General features: G+C 33.4%; 16 protein-coding genes and 1 pseudogene. 8 read left to right on the forward strand and 9 right to left on the reverse strand.

The window, feature by feature from the left end; all coding sequences use genetic code 11:
- Nucleotides 1–36: 36 nt before the first annotated feature.
- Nucleotides 37–1,191, reverse strand: a complete 1,155-nt coding sequence (locus ACK1JC_RS01655; protein ID WP_409510106.1) for an MFS transporter — start codon at nucleotides 1,189–1,191, stop codon at nucleotides 37–39.
- Between the two features lie 334 nt (nucleotides 1,192–1,525).
- Between ACK1JC_RS01655 and ACK1JC_RS01660 the strand changes: the two genes are divergently transcribed.
- Both ACK1JC_RS01660 and ACK1JC_RS01665 read left to right on the forward strand, forming a co-directional pair.
- Nucleotides 1,526–1,762 (forward strand): Arc family DNA-binding protein, encoded by a 237-nt coding sequence (locus tag ACK1JC_RS01660; protein WP_409510107.1) that lies wholly within the window; start codon nucleotides 1,526–1,528, stop codon nucleotides 1,760–1,762.
- 69 nt (nucleotides 1,763–1,831) lie between these two features.
- A complete protein-coding gene (locus ACK1JC_RS01665; protein ID WP_409510108.1) occupies nucleotides 1,832–2,959 on the forward strand; it encodes an HNH endonuclease in 1,128 nt (375 codons plus the stop codon).
- A gap of 17 nt (nucleotides 2,960–2,976) precedes the next feature.
- Here the strand turns inward: ACK1JC_RS01665 and ACK1JC_RS01670 are convergent, their stop codons facing one another.
- The 6 genes from ACK1JC_RS01670 to ACK1JC_RS01695 form a co-directional block, all read right to left on the reverse strand.
- Entirely contained in the window at nucleotides 2,977–3,165 is a 189-nt protein-coding gene (locus ACK1JC_RS01670; RefSeq protein WP_409510109.1) for a YodC family protein, read from the reverse strand.
- A gap of 11 nt (nucleotides 3,166–3,176) precedes the next feature.
- Complete coding sequence (locus ACK1JC_RS01675) at nucleotides 3,177–3,398, reverse strand: hypothetical protein (RefSeq protein WP_409510110.1); 222 nt, start codon at nucleotides 3,396–3,398, stop codon at nucleotides 3,177–3,179.
- A gap of 12 nt (nucleotides 3,399–3,410) precedes the next feature.
- The gene (locus tag ACK1JC_RS01680) at nucleotides 3,411–3,659 is read right to left on the reverse strand and encodes a hypothetical protein (RefSeq protein ID WP_409510111.1); all 249 of its coding nucleotides are present in this window, start codon (nucleotides 3,657–3,659) and stop codon (nucleotides 3,411–3,413) included.
- A gap of 62 nt (nucleotides 3,660–3,721) precedes the next feature.
- Nucleotides 3,722–3,874 carry a hypothetical protein gene (locus tag ACK1JC_RS01685; protein WP_409510112.1) on the reverse strand — a complete coding sequence of 51 codons (153 nt, stop codon included), beginning with the start codon at nucleotides 3,872–3,874 and terminating at the stop codon, nucleotides 3,722–3,724.
- 156 nt (nucleotides 3,875–4,030) lie between these two features.
- A complete protein-coding gene (locus ACK1JC_RS01690; RefSeq protein WP_409510113.1) occupies nucleotides 4,031–4,570 on the reverse strand; it encodes an ImmA/IrrE family metallo-endopeptidase in 540 nt (179 codons plus the stop codon).
- A gap of 3 nt (nucleotides 4,571–4,573) precedes the next feature.
- Complete coding sequence (locus tag ACK1JC_RS01695; RefSeq protein WP_409510114.1) at nucleotides 4,574–4,924, reverse strand: helix-turn-helix domain-containing protein; 351 nt, start codon at nucleotides 4,922–4,924, stop codon at nucleotides 4,574–4,576.
- 256 nt (nucleotides 4,925–5,180) lie between these two features.
- Here ACK1JC_RS01695 and ACK1JC_RS01700 point away from each other — a divergent pair, with 256 nt between their 5' ends.
- The 3 genes from ACK1JC_RS01700 to ACK1JC_RS01710 all read left to right on the forward strand — a co-directional run bounded on the left by ACK1JC_RS01700 (nucleotide 5,181) and on the right by ACK1JC_RS01710 (nucleotide 11,378).
- Nucleotides 5,181–5,399 (forward strand): hypothetical protein, encoded by a 219-nt coding sequence (locus ACK1JC_RS01700; protein ID WP_409510115.1) that lies wholly within the window; start codon nucleotides 5,181–5,183, stop codon nucleotides 5,397–5,399.
- Nucleotides 5,400–5,557: 158 nt separating this feature from the next.
- Nucleotides 5,558–7,348: a hypothetical protein gene (locus ACK1JC_RS01705; RefSeq protein ID WP_409510116.1), complete on the forward strand. Its 1,791-nt coding sequence runs from the start codon at nucleotides 5,558–5,560 to the stop codon at nucleotides 7,346–7,348.
- Between the two features lie 1,558 nt (nucleotides 7,349–8,906).
- Complete coding sequence (locus ACK1JC_RS01710; protein ID WP_409510117.1) at nucleotides 8,907–11,378, forward strand: acyl-CoA dehydrogenase; 2,472 nt, start codon at nucleotides 8,907–8,909, stop codon at nucleotides 11,376–11,378.
- 24 nt (nucleotides 11,379–11,402) lie between these two features.
- Here the strand turns inward: ACK1JC_RS01710 and ACK1JC_RS01715 are convergent.
- A pseudogene (locus tag ACK1JC_RS01715) lies at nucleotides 11,403–11,649 on the reverse strand (lysozyme); the annotation flags it as partial.
- Nucleotides 11,650–11,674: 25 nt separating this feature from the next.
- Here ACK1JC_RS01715 and ACK1JC_RS01720 point away from each other — a divergent pair.
- The 3 genes from ACK1JC_RS01720 to ACK1JC_RS01730 all read left to right on the forward strand — a co-directional run bounded on the left by ACK1JC_RS01720 (nucleotide 11,675) and on the right by ACK1JC_RS01730 (nucleotide 13,067).
- Nucleotides 11,675–11,869 (forward strand): hypothetical protein, encoded by a 195-nt coding sequence (locus ACK1JC_RS01720; protein WP_409510118.1) that lies wholly within the window; start codon nucleotides 11,675–11,677, stop codon nucleotides 11,867–11,869.
- Between the two features lie 365 nt (nucleotides 11,870–12,234).
- On the forward strand, nucleotides 12,235–12,732 hold the full coding sequence (locus ACK1JC_RS01725) for a MarR family winged helix-turn-helix transcriptional regulator (protein ID WP_409510119.1): 498 nt from the start codon (nucleotides 12,235–12,237) through the stop codon (nucleotides 12,730–12,732).
- The gene (locus ACK1JC_RS01730; RefSeq protein WP_409510120.1) at nucleotides 12,729–13,067 is read left to right on the forward strand and encodes a DUF6616 family protein; all 339 of its coding nucleotides are present in this window, start codon (nucleotides 12,729–12,731) and stop codon (nucleotides 13,065–13,067) included. The genes ACK1JC_RS01725 and ACK1JC_RS01730 overlap by 4 nt, the downstream gene beginning before the upstream one ends.
- Before the next feature lie 104 nt (nucleotides 13,068–13,171).
- Here ACK1JC_RS01730 and ACK1JC_RS01735 read toward each other — a convergent pair whose 3' ends face one another.
- A complete protein-coding gene (locus tag ACK1JC_RS01735; RefSeq protein WP_409510121.1) occupies nucleotides 13,172–14,794 on the reverse strand; it encodes a tyrosinase family protein in 1,623 nt (540 codons plus the stop codon).
- Between the last annotated feature and the right edge of the window lie 58 nt (nucleotides 14,795–14,852).

Below are 14,852 nucleotides of genomic sequence, written 5' to 3' on the forward strand. Positions count from 1 at the left end.
TACGATATGATTTTAAATACGAATCTACATCATTTCTTATACTTGTATTTTTGAAGGTAATACTTTTACTAAGAAAAGTCCGAATATGATTGAACAACCTGCCAATTTAAAAATCATCTCCCCACCTAGGCTTTGCCAATAATGCCCTGCAAGTAAACTTCCAGATGCCACACCAAGCCCCCACATCGTGCTATACAATGCTTGCCCACGCCCTTGCTGACCTGCGGTAAAGTTTTGAAATATAATCCGCATTGCAATCATATGAAATAATCCAAAACTAAAGGCGTGCATCGTCTGTGATAAAAATTGTGCGCTAAAACTATTTGGAAAGGATCCTGCAATAATAAAACGTAATCCCGTCATCAGCAGACAAATACTTACCAAGACACGCCAACTTAATTTTTTCAGAAAAAATGTTGCATAGGCAAACATTATAATTTCAGCAATCACACCGACAGACCATAGAAAGCCAATACTTGTTGTACTAAAACCATTGGCTTTTAAATAATTACTATAAAAACTATAAAATGGGGCTTGTGCAAAAAGCATAATAAATTCAATGCAAAAAAAGGCAGATACCACAGGTCGTTTTAAAACAGGTAATAATGCTTCGAGTTGTTTCTGCGACTGCGGTGCATCTTGTGGCTCTTTGACTGTAAACGACCATAAAAATGCAGTAAATGCGATACATAACAACATAATGGGTAACATTGAAATATCAACAATTTCAAGCAATGCCCCAATACTAAATACACCAACAATAAAACCAATTGAACCCCATTTACGCACTTTTCCATAAAGCTCTGCACGGCGTTCACCAAGCCAAAATAAAGTCACGCCTTCAAATTGCGCCAATATAGCATTTTGGAAAAAGCTAAAAATTAGCATGAGCATAGCAACGGATTGAAAATCATTGGGAATAATAAAAATCAGGAACCAAATAACGGCTTCCATCCATGTTGCAATACGAACAAGTCGCATGCGTTTACCAGACTTATCTGCAACCCACCCCCATATAAAAGGTGCAAAAAATCGGGTAATAATTGCAATTGAAGAAAGTATGCCAATCTGCTCAAAGCTAAATCCCTGATCTTGCAAATACAAGCTCCAATATGGCATGAATGTACCAACAATACAGTAGTAGAAAAAGTAGAATCCACTTAGTCTGTGTTGGATTTGCATAGGTTGCATATAGTTGTATTCACTTGTATTTTCAATTAGTTACAAAAATTAAAGGTTGCATTAGATTGCAGTCATTTGTTTACTTTTGCAGATCAACAGTCTACAAATCAGTCTACAAAAAATAATTTTGTGAATTGTAATAAAATTTGTAGACTGTAATCTATCTATTCAATTATAAAGAAAAAACCGCCCTAAGGCGGTCTAATTTTCACTTCAACAATAAGTATCTTTGATGAGGTAGCATGTTCAGTTCAAACATATGCCCATAGTCATAATCTGGCAGTTTTAAATCATGCTTTTTGCATAGATCCTTTATAGCAGAATTCATATAGAGCATATTGTCATGCAACATAGATCTAGTATTGCAGAATCGGCTAAAGAGCTGAATCGATCAATGAATGCGGATATTGTGGCTAGATTGGAGCAAAGTTTTGAACAAAAAATTGGGGATTTAGAAAGCGTGCCCTTAGAGAAATTATTATCAGTTGTTATGAAGAAGCTTGGTGAAAACTCAATAAGCTTAACTCGTGAAGAAATTCAACGTGGAAAACAACTCTCAAAAAAAAATGATGAAAATTAACTTTAGGTAGTTTTTGGGGTTAAATCTAAGTTAAGTTAGAAAGTTAATTAATACTTTGGAGTGTAATGAATGTCTGAATTTAAATGTGTACTTTGTTCAACTCAAATAACAGAAGAAAATAATACTAAGGAACACATTATCCCTAATTCAATTGGTGGTAAGAAAAAGATTCGTAATTTTATTTGTAATGACTGTAATAACAAAACTGGGGAAAATTGGGATTCAGAACTAGCAAAAATATTTGCTCCTTTTTGTACTATGTTTGGAATAATAAAAGATAGAGGTGAAGTTCCACCATTAAGAGTAAAAACTATAAGTGGAGTAGAATACAAACAATTTTCAGATGGAACATTCCAAGCATTAAACCCAAGCTTAAGCATAATTAAAAAGGAGGAAAATAGTTTCGATATAGCAATTCAAGCTAGAACAGTTAATGAAGCCAATAAAATGCTTAAAGGGATTGAGAAAAAATATAAATTTAAAAAAGAAACAATCCAATCATTACAGGAACAAATAGTTTTTAAAGATAGTTATCTTAATGAACCAATAATACATAATTTTACCTTTGATTCTGAGAAATCTGGACGATCTGCAATAAAGTCTGCTTTAGCTTTAGCCACATCTGGTGGCATCAATCCATTTGACTGTGACTTAGCAATTAATTTTCTAGTTAATGATGGGGAACCCAACTTTGGATATTATGATTGTAATGATGATTTAGTGAAGAATCGAGAATTAGGATGCCCCTTTCACACTGTATACATACATGCAATTAAAGAAAAAGGTCAAATATTAGCCTATATTGAATATTTTGGTTATCAACGAATTGTTGCTTGTATGTCTAATAATTATTTAGGTGAAACTAAGCAAATAATTTATACAATAAATCCAATGACTGGTAAAGAAATTGATCTAATTATTGACTTAAACTTCACACCAGATCAAATTGAAAAAATTAATAACTATGAAATGTATAAACAGGAATCAGTTCGCCTTTCTTTTGGCCACATAATGGATAGAGCTATAAGCTATTCTAGGGAAAGAGAATTTGAGAGAGCTTTTAAAAAAGCATTCGAATATACAAATCAATTTCATGATACATCTCTATCTCATGAAGAGAACTGTGAAATCAAAGCTCAAAAAATCGCTGAAAGTCTACAACCTTATATTCAAAATTTAATAAAAAAAGCACCATGAGGTGCTTTTTTTATTTATTAAACAACAACAGGTTTATCAGGCTTACTTCTGGTTAATGATGCTTTTGTAAATGCCTGTCCTTGCAGCTCATTATTCTTACAAAACCAAGTACACCAAACACTATCACCATCGCCAACTTCAGTAATAGTAATAGCTGGACCACCTGACTTTAAATAAACTATATCACCTTCTTCAAAATCGTTCATTTTTGAATTCCTTACACGACAATAGTTATATATTTTTTGCCAACCCTAGCAAGTTGCTCTAGTTGAGAACTAAGTAAACCCTTAGCAGAAATTGTTAAGTGGGCTTCATTACTACTTGCAATTCTCGCAAACTGCTCGAGTTGTGAACTTAAATATCTAGATTCAGTTTTTGATAAATCAACATTTGCACCGATGCGTAATAGCGATTCTACTTGACTTGATAATAGAGTCATAATTTCTACCTTTTATATATAATGTCTTCTTCTAAAGTCTTTCAAAGCAACTTCGAATGAAATTCGAAGAGTTCCAATTAGTGCAATCCAAGGAATAAATCCTTGTATTATTAATGGAATGGTTTGCATATCCATATAAATTTCACCCAACAACCAAAATGGTGTAGGCTGAAAAAACGCTCCTAAAATCGCCGTAAAAAGTACTCCAAAGGAAAATATAAAAATTGTTCTTTGAAATACGAGTAAGTAATAGATAATCATAATAAAACTCCATTGTAAATTTTAGAAAGCACACAAGTATGAATACCTGTGCACTAGATTGCTTAAGCTGCACATCGAACTAAAAAAGCCCACGCCTCATAACCATACTCATGCGCATCCAACACCTTGCCAGAATTGCCTCGTACTTTACGGAATCTACAAAAGATCCATTTCATGCCTTGTGGCGGTTCTTGAGTACCTAACTTCTTAAGCACATAACTCACCTCCTCTCCCAAGGAGATTTGAAAAGCTAACTTAAATGATCTACAATGAAGTTCCTTACGCTTTATAGTAGTCATCTGAGTTAGCCGAATAGCCCTTGGGTGTACTATCCGAAACTGATATGAGAGATAACTTTCATATCAGTTTTTTCATTTTAAAGAATTAAATTTATTTTTGGCTGCTAAGTAACCAACTTTAAACTGAGCTTGAATCTGTTCAATTGACAATCCAATACAAACCTCTGTTGGCATTAAAAATTCAGCTGCAAACATATCAGCTTGCCATTCTGAGTCTTCGAAATGCTTATGAGTAGGTAATGATCCTCGTGCAAAAGTAACTCCTTCATGAAGGAACAAATGTCCCAATTCATGGGCAGCAGTAAAACGTGCGCGATTATGCATTGGATTTGTGGGGTCACATAAAGCGTCATAGACATCTTCACGTAGAATAACTAATGCTGCATCTGGGTTTGTCCACCCTTCAACATCAGGCATCTCGTGAATTTCTCTAACCTCAAATGTCACCTTATATTGATGCAATGTATGTTCAAGAATTCTCACCAAATCAATGGCATCAGTTGGTAATAAATTGAAAAATTTATCCCGTACTGTACGAGCTTTATCCTTGATGCTTTGTGCACTCAAAGGGCAAACTTTATACCCTCGAGGCACTGAACAACCAGATGTCATATATTAATTCCCTTCTAAGATTTTTCTCAGTTCAGCCAAATCAACCGATTGTGCTTGAATACGTCGAGCAAACATTAATGCTAGCTCTGCTTCTTCAGCATCATGCGTTTTGATTGTTACGTTTTCTACACTTTGGCTTGCAGCATGAGTTAACAGCTTTTCTTCATTATTCGTCAGTCCTAGAGCATTTGTAATTTTTGTAATTAATTCAGCACTTATTGGCTTTTTACCTGTTTCAACAGCTGATAAGAAAGCTGAACTAACACCAATAGAAGTCGCAAGTTCATTAAGGTTGCTATCGTAATCAATCCGAAGCTTCCTAATTGCTTTTCCAAATTCTGTTAGTTTAGACATTTTCGTAACCCTATTGCGTTACTCATTCATTATTGAAAGAGTAAATACTTTTTACAGTATTAAACAATAATACATAAATTACAAATTTAATTCAACACTAAGATTAAAAATATCAATCTAAAGGTTAATTTAATAAAAAAAGGCTTCCTTCAGCTAATCGATGCCATTTTATTCATACGACTTTACTCCTACATTCATTGAGCAAACGAGCTAAGAGTTCTAGACTTCACGTAATGTTTTGACTTCAAAATAATTTATGAATTTTTTACTCATTTTAGTTTTGGGGTTCATTTCCATTCAAGCCTATGCCAAAAAGTGCGCTGACTTTAAAACACAAAAAGAAGCACAAGCTTGCTATGAACAACGCAAAAAGTCAGGGCAAACGGGTTGGAAAAGTTTAGACAGCGACGGCGATGGGCATGCATGTGATTGCCAGCCAGGTGGAAATGGCACAAAATGCCCGAAGAAGAAATAGCGTGCTAACAATAATAAAGCTAATAATTACTGCGATAGCAATATTGTATTTTTAAAAATTAAATATATGTATTAATTGAAATTATTTTATTATTCTATGATACTACTTGAACATTAATAAATAACATAAATCTAGCCCTAACCTCTTTTGAGTTCTTTATGACTAATAAGACAATTACTTCAACTCTAGCGTTATTCATCACATTATTGATTATTTTCTTTGTAACGTATTTTAATCAACAAAGATACTACGATATCCAAGAAAAAAATCGAAAGTATGGGTATGAAAATATCCTTAAAGCAAAATCTGAAACCAATAAAATGTGTCTCAAATATGCCCCACAAGATGAATGCTTGTCTTTGCTTATTAAAAGCATTCAAGAACTCAATCCAGCTGGCTCAGGTGAACTTACACAAAACAACAAAGTAATAGTATCTTGGAATAATGAAAGGCATAAAGATGATCGAGATGCACTCGTTGTATCCAAAAAATTAGAAGAGTTTCAAGGTGATTATTCTATTAAGCTTTCTAAGCTAACACGTCACCAAAACCTCGTTAAATCCTCATTTAATGCAATGTTTTTATCAGTATTGGATTATGCTGATGCATTCTCAGCATGGATAAAAGGCGAACCATCAACCTTTGGTGATATGAATGCTTTTACATTTTTTAAATACATAGCATGGGGGCGATTTTATCCTGTACTTCCAATTTGGATCATCGCATTAGGCTTACTCACTTATACTTTAAATTTAGTATTTAGAAATAGAAAGCTTCAAACCTCTTTAGATAGCCTTCAAAAAGATATTCTCCACAAAGAAAATCTTTTACATAGAATGAAAATAGATAAAGATGATATTCAGCACAGTTTCAACGAACTACAAACAGAATCATCTAACAAAATTCAAAACCTGAGCAATGAAAAAGACATGTATAGTCAAAAAGTTGCTGAATATGCTAATAATTTTGAAAAAATTAACAGCGAAAAGCAATTTTTACATTCTGAAATTTTGCGAACAGAAAATCTTGAAAAAAATAGAACTCAAGAATCTTTAAAGCTTGAAGATCAACTGAAAACTCAAGAAAAACTACTTCTTGAGCTAAACGAAAAGCAAGCTGCTTATGATGTTGATATGTCAAAAACTCTTCAAGAAAAGGCTGAATATAAAAAAGAATACACTGAAGCCAAAGAAAAATTCGAGGGACTTCAAAGCTTATTATCTGAAAGCAAAAATAATGAAATTATTCTTTCTGAAAAATTAAATGATTTAAACCAATCACTAAATAACTTAAATACAGATTTATCAGCATCCAAATTAGATCAACTAAAAACTCAACAGGATCTCGAAAATAAAGCTAAAGAATTGAATGAATTCTTAAGCTATGTTTCAGATATGGAAGATAAATATAAAAATGATATCCAACGCAAGTCAGATGAATTGGAATTAATTAAAAATAATTTATCTGAATTGCAAACTCAAAAGGAAAAATTGGAAATTAATTTGGATCAGATTGTTGGAAACGATATTTCCTCAAGAAAAATATTTAATATTCTTGTTAAAAACCCCGAAATGCCTAAAAGTATGACATATGAATATTCTGAACCAGAACATCACTCAAAAGCATATCTAAAATCAATTCATAATGCATTTAACAGCCAAAAAAATTACAAAATTGGTGGACTAATAACAGACTTACGAGGTACTAAGTTTAATTCAAAAACACCAAATACCTTAAGAATTGTTAAAGATTATGCTGTTAGTCCCGATATTACTAGATCTGGATTTGGGTTGGTCGCTGTAGAAAAAGATCATGGATATGCTGCCTATATACACCTAACAGCTAGTAGCTCAGCAGAGGCAATGTTAGCAGCAAAAGCAATTCAGACTTATTGTTCTGTGTTTAAAAATTATAAAATTATTTCACTCAATGACTTATCAGTTTTATGATACCTGGTCGCTCTAGAGATTACATAGCATAAAGCTGTTAATCTTAACATTAAGTAAAATCTCTATAACTAGTTAATATCTTATAGGGATTTTACTTATTCATTTCTAAATATTTGTTGCATCCTGTCATCCATTCTTTGGATGCCTCTTCTCCGAACTCCTTATTCACTGCCTTACAACTTGTTAGATTAACGATATTGTTGTCTTTAAAATAACGGTATCCATTGTATTCAGCAGAATTTTTTATGAATCCTCCTGTTTCCCTATAGTCGTAATAAGCGTACATACTATATGAGACGCATAAACATAAAAACGTAATCAGTGTGAATTTAAGTGTCATTGTTATTATCTTAATATTTTTTTCAAAATAGCATATTTGTATTTAAAAGCTACTTTTTTTCGTTTTCGCGCTATTCACCAACCAAGATGATTAAAGGTAATAAATTAATTAACAACAAATCATCAAATCCTCCAAAACATCAAATCAAGAAGTAAGAAAAGCCGTCAATTAAGGACTTTTTCAAACAGCTTTTGTTCTATTGATCAAATCACAAACGTAAGTCATCATAAAGAACCATGATAGTGCGCTAAACCTCATCATAGTTTCATTTAAAACATTGATACTTAAAGATAACTTTCAAACATTTCGCATAAGGTGTATTATGTTAATTTTAGGAAAATTTAACTCATGAGTGATCCTATTTGGAACTAATGATAAGAGAAGTCGACTAGGAAACTATTATAACCAAATAAAGTCTCGGTTTAGGCTGTGTCAAGTGATGTGTATTGTTGTATCACACTCATCTTCATTAACCTCAGATGATTTTTTATGATAACTATTTAATATTATTTTTCTTATATAAGTTTTATTTTATTTACTTGTTTCTTTTTATCATTATTGATTTTTAGAAAACTGTTATATGGGTTAGGTATTTTATTATTATACCTACACTCTATTTTTATACTAAATATTATCAATTATTACCCCTCCCACTTATAATGGTTTTGATCCAGCATCCAGTTCTAGGGGGCAAAGGGCTGAGGTATATTATTTTAAATTTGATGATTATAGTGAATTTTATTTCCGAAATAATATCAAAGAGTACAAATTAGATTTTAGTAAATTAAGTATAAATGATAATGTTTGTTTTACACTTCAGCGTAATAAGGATTTCAAAAACAATTTACGTAGGGCAAAAATAATTTCAAGTTGAACAAAGACTCATCTGAATAAGCAACCATTTAATATAATAGCACTTATGTGAAATAACCCTCAATTGAGGGCTTTCTCAAATAACTTAAGCTCTTTAGCACGACGATTTACAAGCCTCAGTTGTCTTTTTATAAATTCAAAACATTTAAGAATTAACTTATTAATGACAAAATACTAAATATTTCTACTTGAATACAACAGCTTTAAATTGCTAAAACACTAGAACCGAATGTTTTTATTTATTAATAAATAGCAGAAGTATCATTTAAAAATAAATACAACTCATTCAAAACTTAACAATCTACTTTCTCATGCTGAACTAAACTTCAGCTCAATCAAGGGGGTATGATCTTGATTATATTATTTTTCCTTGCCATATTAATTCAATTTTTAACTTTATGGGCGGTCTTCTATTTTTCTTTTTCACGAAAAATGGGCTCAATAACTATCATCTTTATCACTTTATTTACCGCATTTATTACACCATGGTCGCTCATTTTAGGGATTCCATTAGTTCTAATTAGTCTGATACTAATAATTGATCCACTCAGAATGTTTTTCATTACTCAACCCGCTTATAAAATGTTAGCTAATTCAATGCCTAGTATGAGTACAACGGAACGTGAAGCTTTAGATGCAGGTACAAGTTGGTGGGAAAAAGAATTATTTATGGGTGCACCAGATTGGTCTAAATTTGATACTTATCCTTATCCTGAACTATCCGAACAAGAACAATCCTTTATTGATAACGAAGTCGAACAACTCTGTGCCATGCTAAATGAATGGGATATTCACACAAATCAGGATCTCTCCCCTGAAACATGGCAATTTATTAAAGATAAAGGTTTCTTGGGCTTAATTATTCCTAAAACGTACGGTGGTCGAGAATTTAGTGCTTTTGCACAAAGTCGAATTATGAGCAAAGTTGCATCTCGCTCACTCACTGCTGCAGTCAGCTGTATGGTTCCAAATTCACTTGGGCCTGGCGAGTTATTACTTAATTATGGTACTGATGAACAGAAAAATCGGTATCTTCCAGGCTTAGCTAAAGGTACTGAAATTCCCTGTTTTGGCTTAACTGGTCCTGAAGCTGGTTCTGATGCGGGCGCAATTCCTGATACTGGAATTGTCTGCTACGGTGAGTTTGAAGGAAAAAATGTACTTGGCTTAAACATGAATTTTTCTAAGCGTTGGATTACTCTTGCTCCAATCGCAACGGTAGTCGGACTTGCATTTAAACTTCATGATCCTGAAGGCTTACTAGGTGATAGTACTAAAAGTGACTATGGTATTACATGTGCATTAATTCCAGCCTCTCATGAAGGTGTTATCGTTGGGCCACGCCATCACCCTGGTGGTTCTCCATTTATGAATGGTACCGTTGAGGGGAAAGATGTCTTCATTCCTATTGATTGGATTATTGGTGGTGCTGAAAATGCAGGTAAAGGATGGCGTATGTTAATGGAATGCTTGGCTGTAGGTCGCGGTATTTCTCTTCCTGCACTCTCTACAGCGGCAGGTGAAATGACTTATTTAACTGTAGGTGCATTTGCCAAAATTCGTCAACAATTCTCAATTTCTGTTGGTAAATTCACTGGTGTTCAAGAAGCCACTAGTGAGATTGCTAGTGATACCTATATGTTAGAAGCTTTCCGATACTTGGTCACATGCGGATTAAACCAAGGCGGTAAACCTGCAGTCATGACGGCTATGGCAAAATACTACGCCACTGAAACTATGCGTAAGTTAGTTAACCACGGTATGGATGTTGTCGGAGGACGTGCAATTCAACAAGGGCCTCGTAACTTCATAGCTTTGTTATATCAAGCCATTCCAATTTCGATTACGGTGGAAGGTGCTAATATTCTTACTCGTTCATTGATGATTTTTGGTCAAGGCTCAATGCGCTGTCACCCCTATTTATTTGAAGAGCTTCAACTACTTCAAATGGATTATAAAAAAACTGCACACAAAGAAATGAATACAATCCTTTATCAACATTTAGGTTACACCTTTAATCGAACTGCTCGTGCTTTAGCTTATGGTTTTACAGGTGGCTCAAATCATGCACCAAATAGTGTAGATGATTTTACTGCTCCTTATTACAAAATCATAAATCGTTTCAGTACAAATTTCGCCCTCACCGCCGATATGTGTTTAGGCTTATTAGCAGGTGAAATCAAACGTAAAGAAATGCTATCAGGTCGATTAGCAGACATTCACTCATATATGTTTATTGCAACGTCTATCCTCAAGTTTTATGAACATGGAGAACATACCCAAGCAGAGCAAAGTCACGCTCAATTGGCCTTAGAAAAAATCTTATTTCAGGCACAAGAAGCATTTATAGGGTTATTTGATAACTTCCCTTATCCATTAGCTGCTAGTTTAGTAAAGTTTATTTGTTTTCCATTCGGTCGACCAATAGTGCAACCAAGTGATAAATTAAAGCAACAGGTTGGTGATTTAATTATGGAAGACAACGCCTTTCGTAACTTATTAAAGCAACATGTCTATTACAATACTAATCCTCAAGACGTAACAGGTCGAATGGAGTGTGCATTCCAAAGCCTACTTCAAATTAAAGACCTTTGGGATAAATTTAAAAAGTCGGAATCAAAGGATTTATTTAAAGGTTTAACTTTTGAAGAGCATATACATGATGCAATTCAAATCAATTTTATTACTCAAGCCGAAGCAAATCGTTTACTTGAATACAATGCAATACGCTATGACAGCATGCTGACGGATATTTTTAATGAGCATCTAAGCGAAGTTTTACCATTAGAAAATCATCATCTATCTTCACAAAAATAGCTTCTAAATTTCTACTGAAAGCCGTCAATTGAGGGCTTTCTCAAACAACTTCCGTTCCACAGCACGTCTATTCATAAGACCCTGAATCACCTTGCCACCACCTTTATTCCAAACATTGAACTGAGCAGCTGCAGCTTTATAATCACCAAGATTCAAATTTCTTTAAATCATGTGCCATATACGCTTTGGCTTGTGCTTCAGTGCAAGTATCCCCTTTTTTTACTTTGATACCATTGGGATAAATTGTGGTACCGAAACCGATGGTCCATAAACGAGGTCAAATAAAAAGCTCTGTAATGAGCTTTTATACCGCTTCAGCAACCATTAAATTACCATGGTTACGTGCTTCACGTGGTGTAAGCATTCAAATTTCATCATCACCAATTTCTATTTTAGCGGTACCGTCAGGAACTACCATTTTAGACATGATTCGTGAAACACGATGTTTAGATGTCGGAATGAATACAGCACGCTGTACACGTATAATCTGACTACTGACTACTATCGACCAAATAACATAAATGATCATGAATGACGGAGAGCTTTAACTCAGTAAGCTGCGACAAAGTCTCTCTAGTGACGATTTGCTCATGTTCTAGCACTTGAAACCCAAAATAATGAATGACAAAAATAGAATTATGCCCACCCAAACACCAGTTAAATCAACGAATACCAATATTTTTCTCATCATTGTAATTGTTTTTTAATCTTAATTGTCATTATTAAATAGCGCTTAATTGAGTTTTAGATAGTAAGTATTTCACAAGGATATTTTCAAAATTTAAAACTATATAAGTTGACAACTTCAAGCACTAGTTATTATAGTTAGCCACCTTATTATATTACACCTAATCAAATGAAGCTCGATCAAAAATATAAAGCACTTTTGTGTGAGGCTCAAAAGAGAAATTTACCGGATATTGAAGGTATACAATTGTGTTTTAAAACACTTTCACTTGCTTCAAACATAGATAGAGATTGTGCAAGTCAACTTGCCATCCATGATTTATCTGAAGGCAGATTTGTTCTTTTATTCTTATTAGATGCAGCAGAAGTAGGAGTTGCACCTAAAATTTTAGCAGAACAAGCAGGAATCACTCGTGCAACTGTAACAGGTTTGCTCGATGGCTTAGAGCGTGATGGATTAGTAGAGCGACATGCAAACATAGAAGATCGTCGTGCATTAACTATTCAGCTCACATCAAAAGGCAAATTGATAGCTAAAAAAGTCTTTGACCAACATAGTCGTTGGATTGCCAACCTATTTGGCAACCTCTCATTACAAGAAAGAAATCAATTAAGCACATTGCTAGAAAAAGTATCTATCAACCTGACTAACAAGGAATCATTATGAAGCACTATCTTATTGAACTATATACTCCAAATGCAGAGTGGAAAGCTTTGTCACTAGAAGAAAGGAAACAATTTTTAAATAATGTAGGAACTGCAATGAGTGGACTTTCCGACTTAGGAGTTCAGGCTCTGACACTAACAGAAATCGAATCTAAAGTTGATCAAAGCAGCGAGCATCAGTTTTTAGCAGTTTGGCATTTCCCTAATAAAGAAGCTTGTGATGTCTTACTTAATGGTATTAAAGCCAGTGGTTGGTATAACTATTTTGATCATGTTAATGCTGTTGGTAAAGAAAATAGTTTTATAGAGCATCTTGATTCACTTTCTAATATTTGATTTGTATAAATCAATTTTTTAAAATTCTTATAAGAGACAAAAAAGCACAAGCAAAAAAACTCTAGCTTGTGCTTATAATATTAAGTTTAGAACTATATAGGTCGTTACTCTTTTAAAGGCTTAGAATAAAAAGAGATTTTCCCAATGGTTATTCCAGCATCATTTTGTTGTGTGAATACTGGTTTTGTTGTTAAATCTGTAGGCCTGAAAATAAGTTGAAGTTGATCAAAATTAGTCGCTCCAATTTCTTGCAAATTATCTGAAATATTTAATTCAACATCATTGAGCTTTGCCCCTGAATGATGGCCGTGACCTCCTTCATCAACGCCGAAATATGAGAATGTCATTAAATAACTCTTTTTAGAGTTCTCTTTATTAACCAAATAAACACCATAGGTTAATAGAGGATTATTCTTCAATTCTATATTTTCAAGCTTTAAAAAACTTTCTGCAGGTTTATTATTGAGATTAGATTTTAAATTTTTTGCAGGTATTGCAAGGTTAATTTTATCGGGCATTTGACCCAATATCGCTGTTGATTTTAAATCAAAACTCTCATGACTACCCAACGGACTTGAAATTGCTTTAAGCGCACCGAGTGAGTGTTCTGTATTTTTCAAATCGAGTTCTTCATATTTAGGCATATATTCAGAGCTAAATGCATCGGCTACTTTTACAGTAACTTTATTGCCATTTTCATCCACAAAACTCATTTCTTTTTCAAACCATGCAGGATCCATCCCTAAATTTTTCTTAGCCCATTCAAGTGTAATTTCTTTTCCTTTACTTTTTGTTTCCATCCATTTTTGCCATAATCGGTCAATATTCCGATGATGTAAATAAAAGATTGGATCATTCCCTGCTGCAGGAACAACTCCCATATAAGGAGCAATACAATTAGCACCAACTCCACAATGCATCATTCCATGCGGATCTTGCTCAATTAAATTTGAAAAACCATTTCTTTCATTTGAAAAAAACTTTTCAGCTTTCAATGCCTCTGAACCTAATATATCAACACCTTCCCCTTTTCCATTCATGTAAGCATTAATGCTTTGCTGTCCTTTATTTAAGCCCTTAGTGCGATATTGACTATATATTGACTTATCTTGCTCAGTAAATTGTGTTGGCAAAGCTACAGAAAGACTTTCTTCATCATAATTATCTTCATACTTCCAATATGGCAATACGAACTCAGCACTTCCACTCGCTTTTTTCAGTGTTTTATTAAAGAAATGTAGATAGAGTCGATGCCAAGGTAAAAACATATCATTAGCTACATCCTTAGAGCTATGTGGGCAAGTCCCCCAAACATCTTGTGCAATTTTATCATCTAAAACGGTTTGATTACGAATAGCCGTATAGTATGTCGTATACGTTATACAGAGTTCTATTTCTTCTTTCGCTTTATTTTTGAAAGCTTCACTAAAACAACTCCCTACTTTATTTTTAATAGTATCTTTTAATGCTTTTGCATTTGGATCAGTTGATAGATCTTCAGCAAAATAACCATGTATATTTGCCCAATATTGTAAACTCGTCCTAAAATCCTTTGAATCATGAGCAGCATTATTACGCTTTTTCATCTCGTCAAATGCTTTATCTAAGATCTGTATATTTTTTGGATTTTTTGAAAAATTTTCATAACTTTGAATATTCGCGAAAGTTGTTCCTTGCATAAAAAAAAGAAGACTTCCGACACCAAATCCCATCATAATTTTTTTCATTATTATTTCCACTGTAAAAATTGAATAATAATTAAAACACAGATATTATAAATTTTAT

Origin of the sequence: Acinetobacter sp. TY2 (assembly GCF_046269225.1) — a bacterium.
In the GTDB taxonomy this organism is placed as follows: domain Bacteria; phylum Pseudomonadota; class Gammaproteobacteria; order Pseudomonadales; family Moraxellaceae; genus Acinetobacter.

Excerpts from the sequence above, each read along its gene's own strand:
- ACK1JC_RS01655 (WP_409510106.1), bottom strand. The coding sequence starts at position 1,191 with ATGCAACCTATGCAAATCCAACACAGACTAAGTGGATTCTACTTTTTC.
- ACK1JC_RS01660 (WP_409510107.1), top strand. The coding sequence starts at position 1,526 with ATGCAACATAGATCTAGTATTGCAGAATCGGCTAAAGAGCTGAATCGA.
- ACK1JC_RS01665 (WP_409510108.1), top strand. The coding sequence starts at position 1,832 with ATGTCTGAATTTAAATGTGTACTTTGTTCAACTCAAATAACAGAAGAA.
- ACK1JC_RS01670 (WP_409510109.1), bottom strand. The coding sequence starts at position 3,165 with ATGAACGATTTTGAAGAAGGTGATATAGTTTATTTAAAGTCAGGTGGT.
- ACK1JC_RS01675 (WP_409510110.1), bottom strand. The coding sequence starts at position 3,398 with ATGACTCTATTATCAAGTCAAGTAGAATCGCTATTACGCATCGGTGCA.
- ACK1JC_RS01680 (WP_409510111.1), bottom strand. The coding sequence starts at position 3,659 with ATGATTATCTATTACTTACTCGTATTTCAAAGAACAATTTTTATATTT.
- ACK1JC_RS01690 (WP_409510113.1), bottom strand. The coding sequence starts at position 4,570 with ATGACATCTGGTTGTTCAGTGCCTCGAGGGTATAAAGTTTGCCCTTTG.
- ACK1JC_RS01695 (WP_409510114.1), bottom strand. The coding sequence starts at position 4,924 with ATGTCTAAACTAACAGAATTTGGAAAAGCAATTAGGAAGCTTCGGATT.
- ACK1JC_RS01700 (WP_409510115.1), top strand. The coding sequence starts at position 5,181 with ATGAATTTTTTACTCATTTTAGTTTTGGGGTTCATTTCCATTCAAGCC.
- ACK1JC_RS01705 (WP_409510116.1), top strand. The coding sequence starts at position 5,558 with ATGACTAATAAGACAATTACTTCAACTCTAGCGTTATTCATCACATTA.
- ACK1JC_RS01710 (WP_409510117.1), top strand. The coding sequence starts at position 8,907 with ATGATCTTGATTATATTATTTTTCCTTGCCATATTAATTCAATTTTTA.
- ACK1JC_RS01720 (WP_409510118.1), top strand. The coding sequence starts at position 11,675 with ATGAGCTTTTATACCGCTTCAGCAACCATTAAATTACCATGGTTACGT.
- ACK1JC_RS01725 (WP_409510119.1), top strand. The coding sequence starts at position 12,235 with ATGAAGCTCGATCAAAAATATAAAGCACTTTTGTGTGAGGCTCAAAAG.
- ACK1JC_RS01730 (WP_409510120.1), top strand. The coding sequence starts at position 12,729 with ATGAAGCACTATCTTATTGAACTATATACTCCAAATGCAGAGTGGAAA.
- ACK1JC_RS01735 (WP_409510121.1), bottom strand. The coding sequence starts at position 14,794 with ATGAAAAAAATTATGATGGGATTTGGTGTCGGAAGTCTTCTTTTTTTT.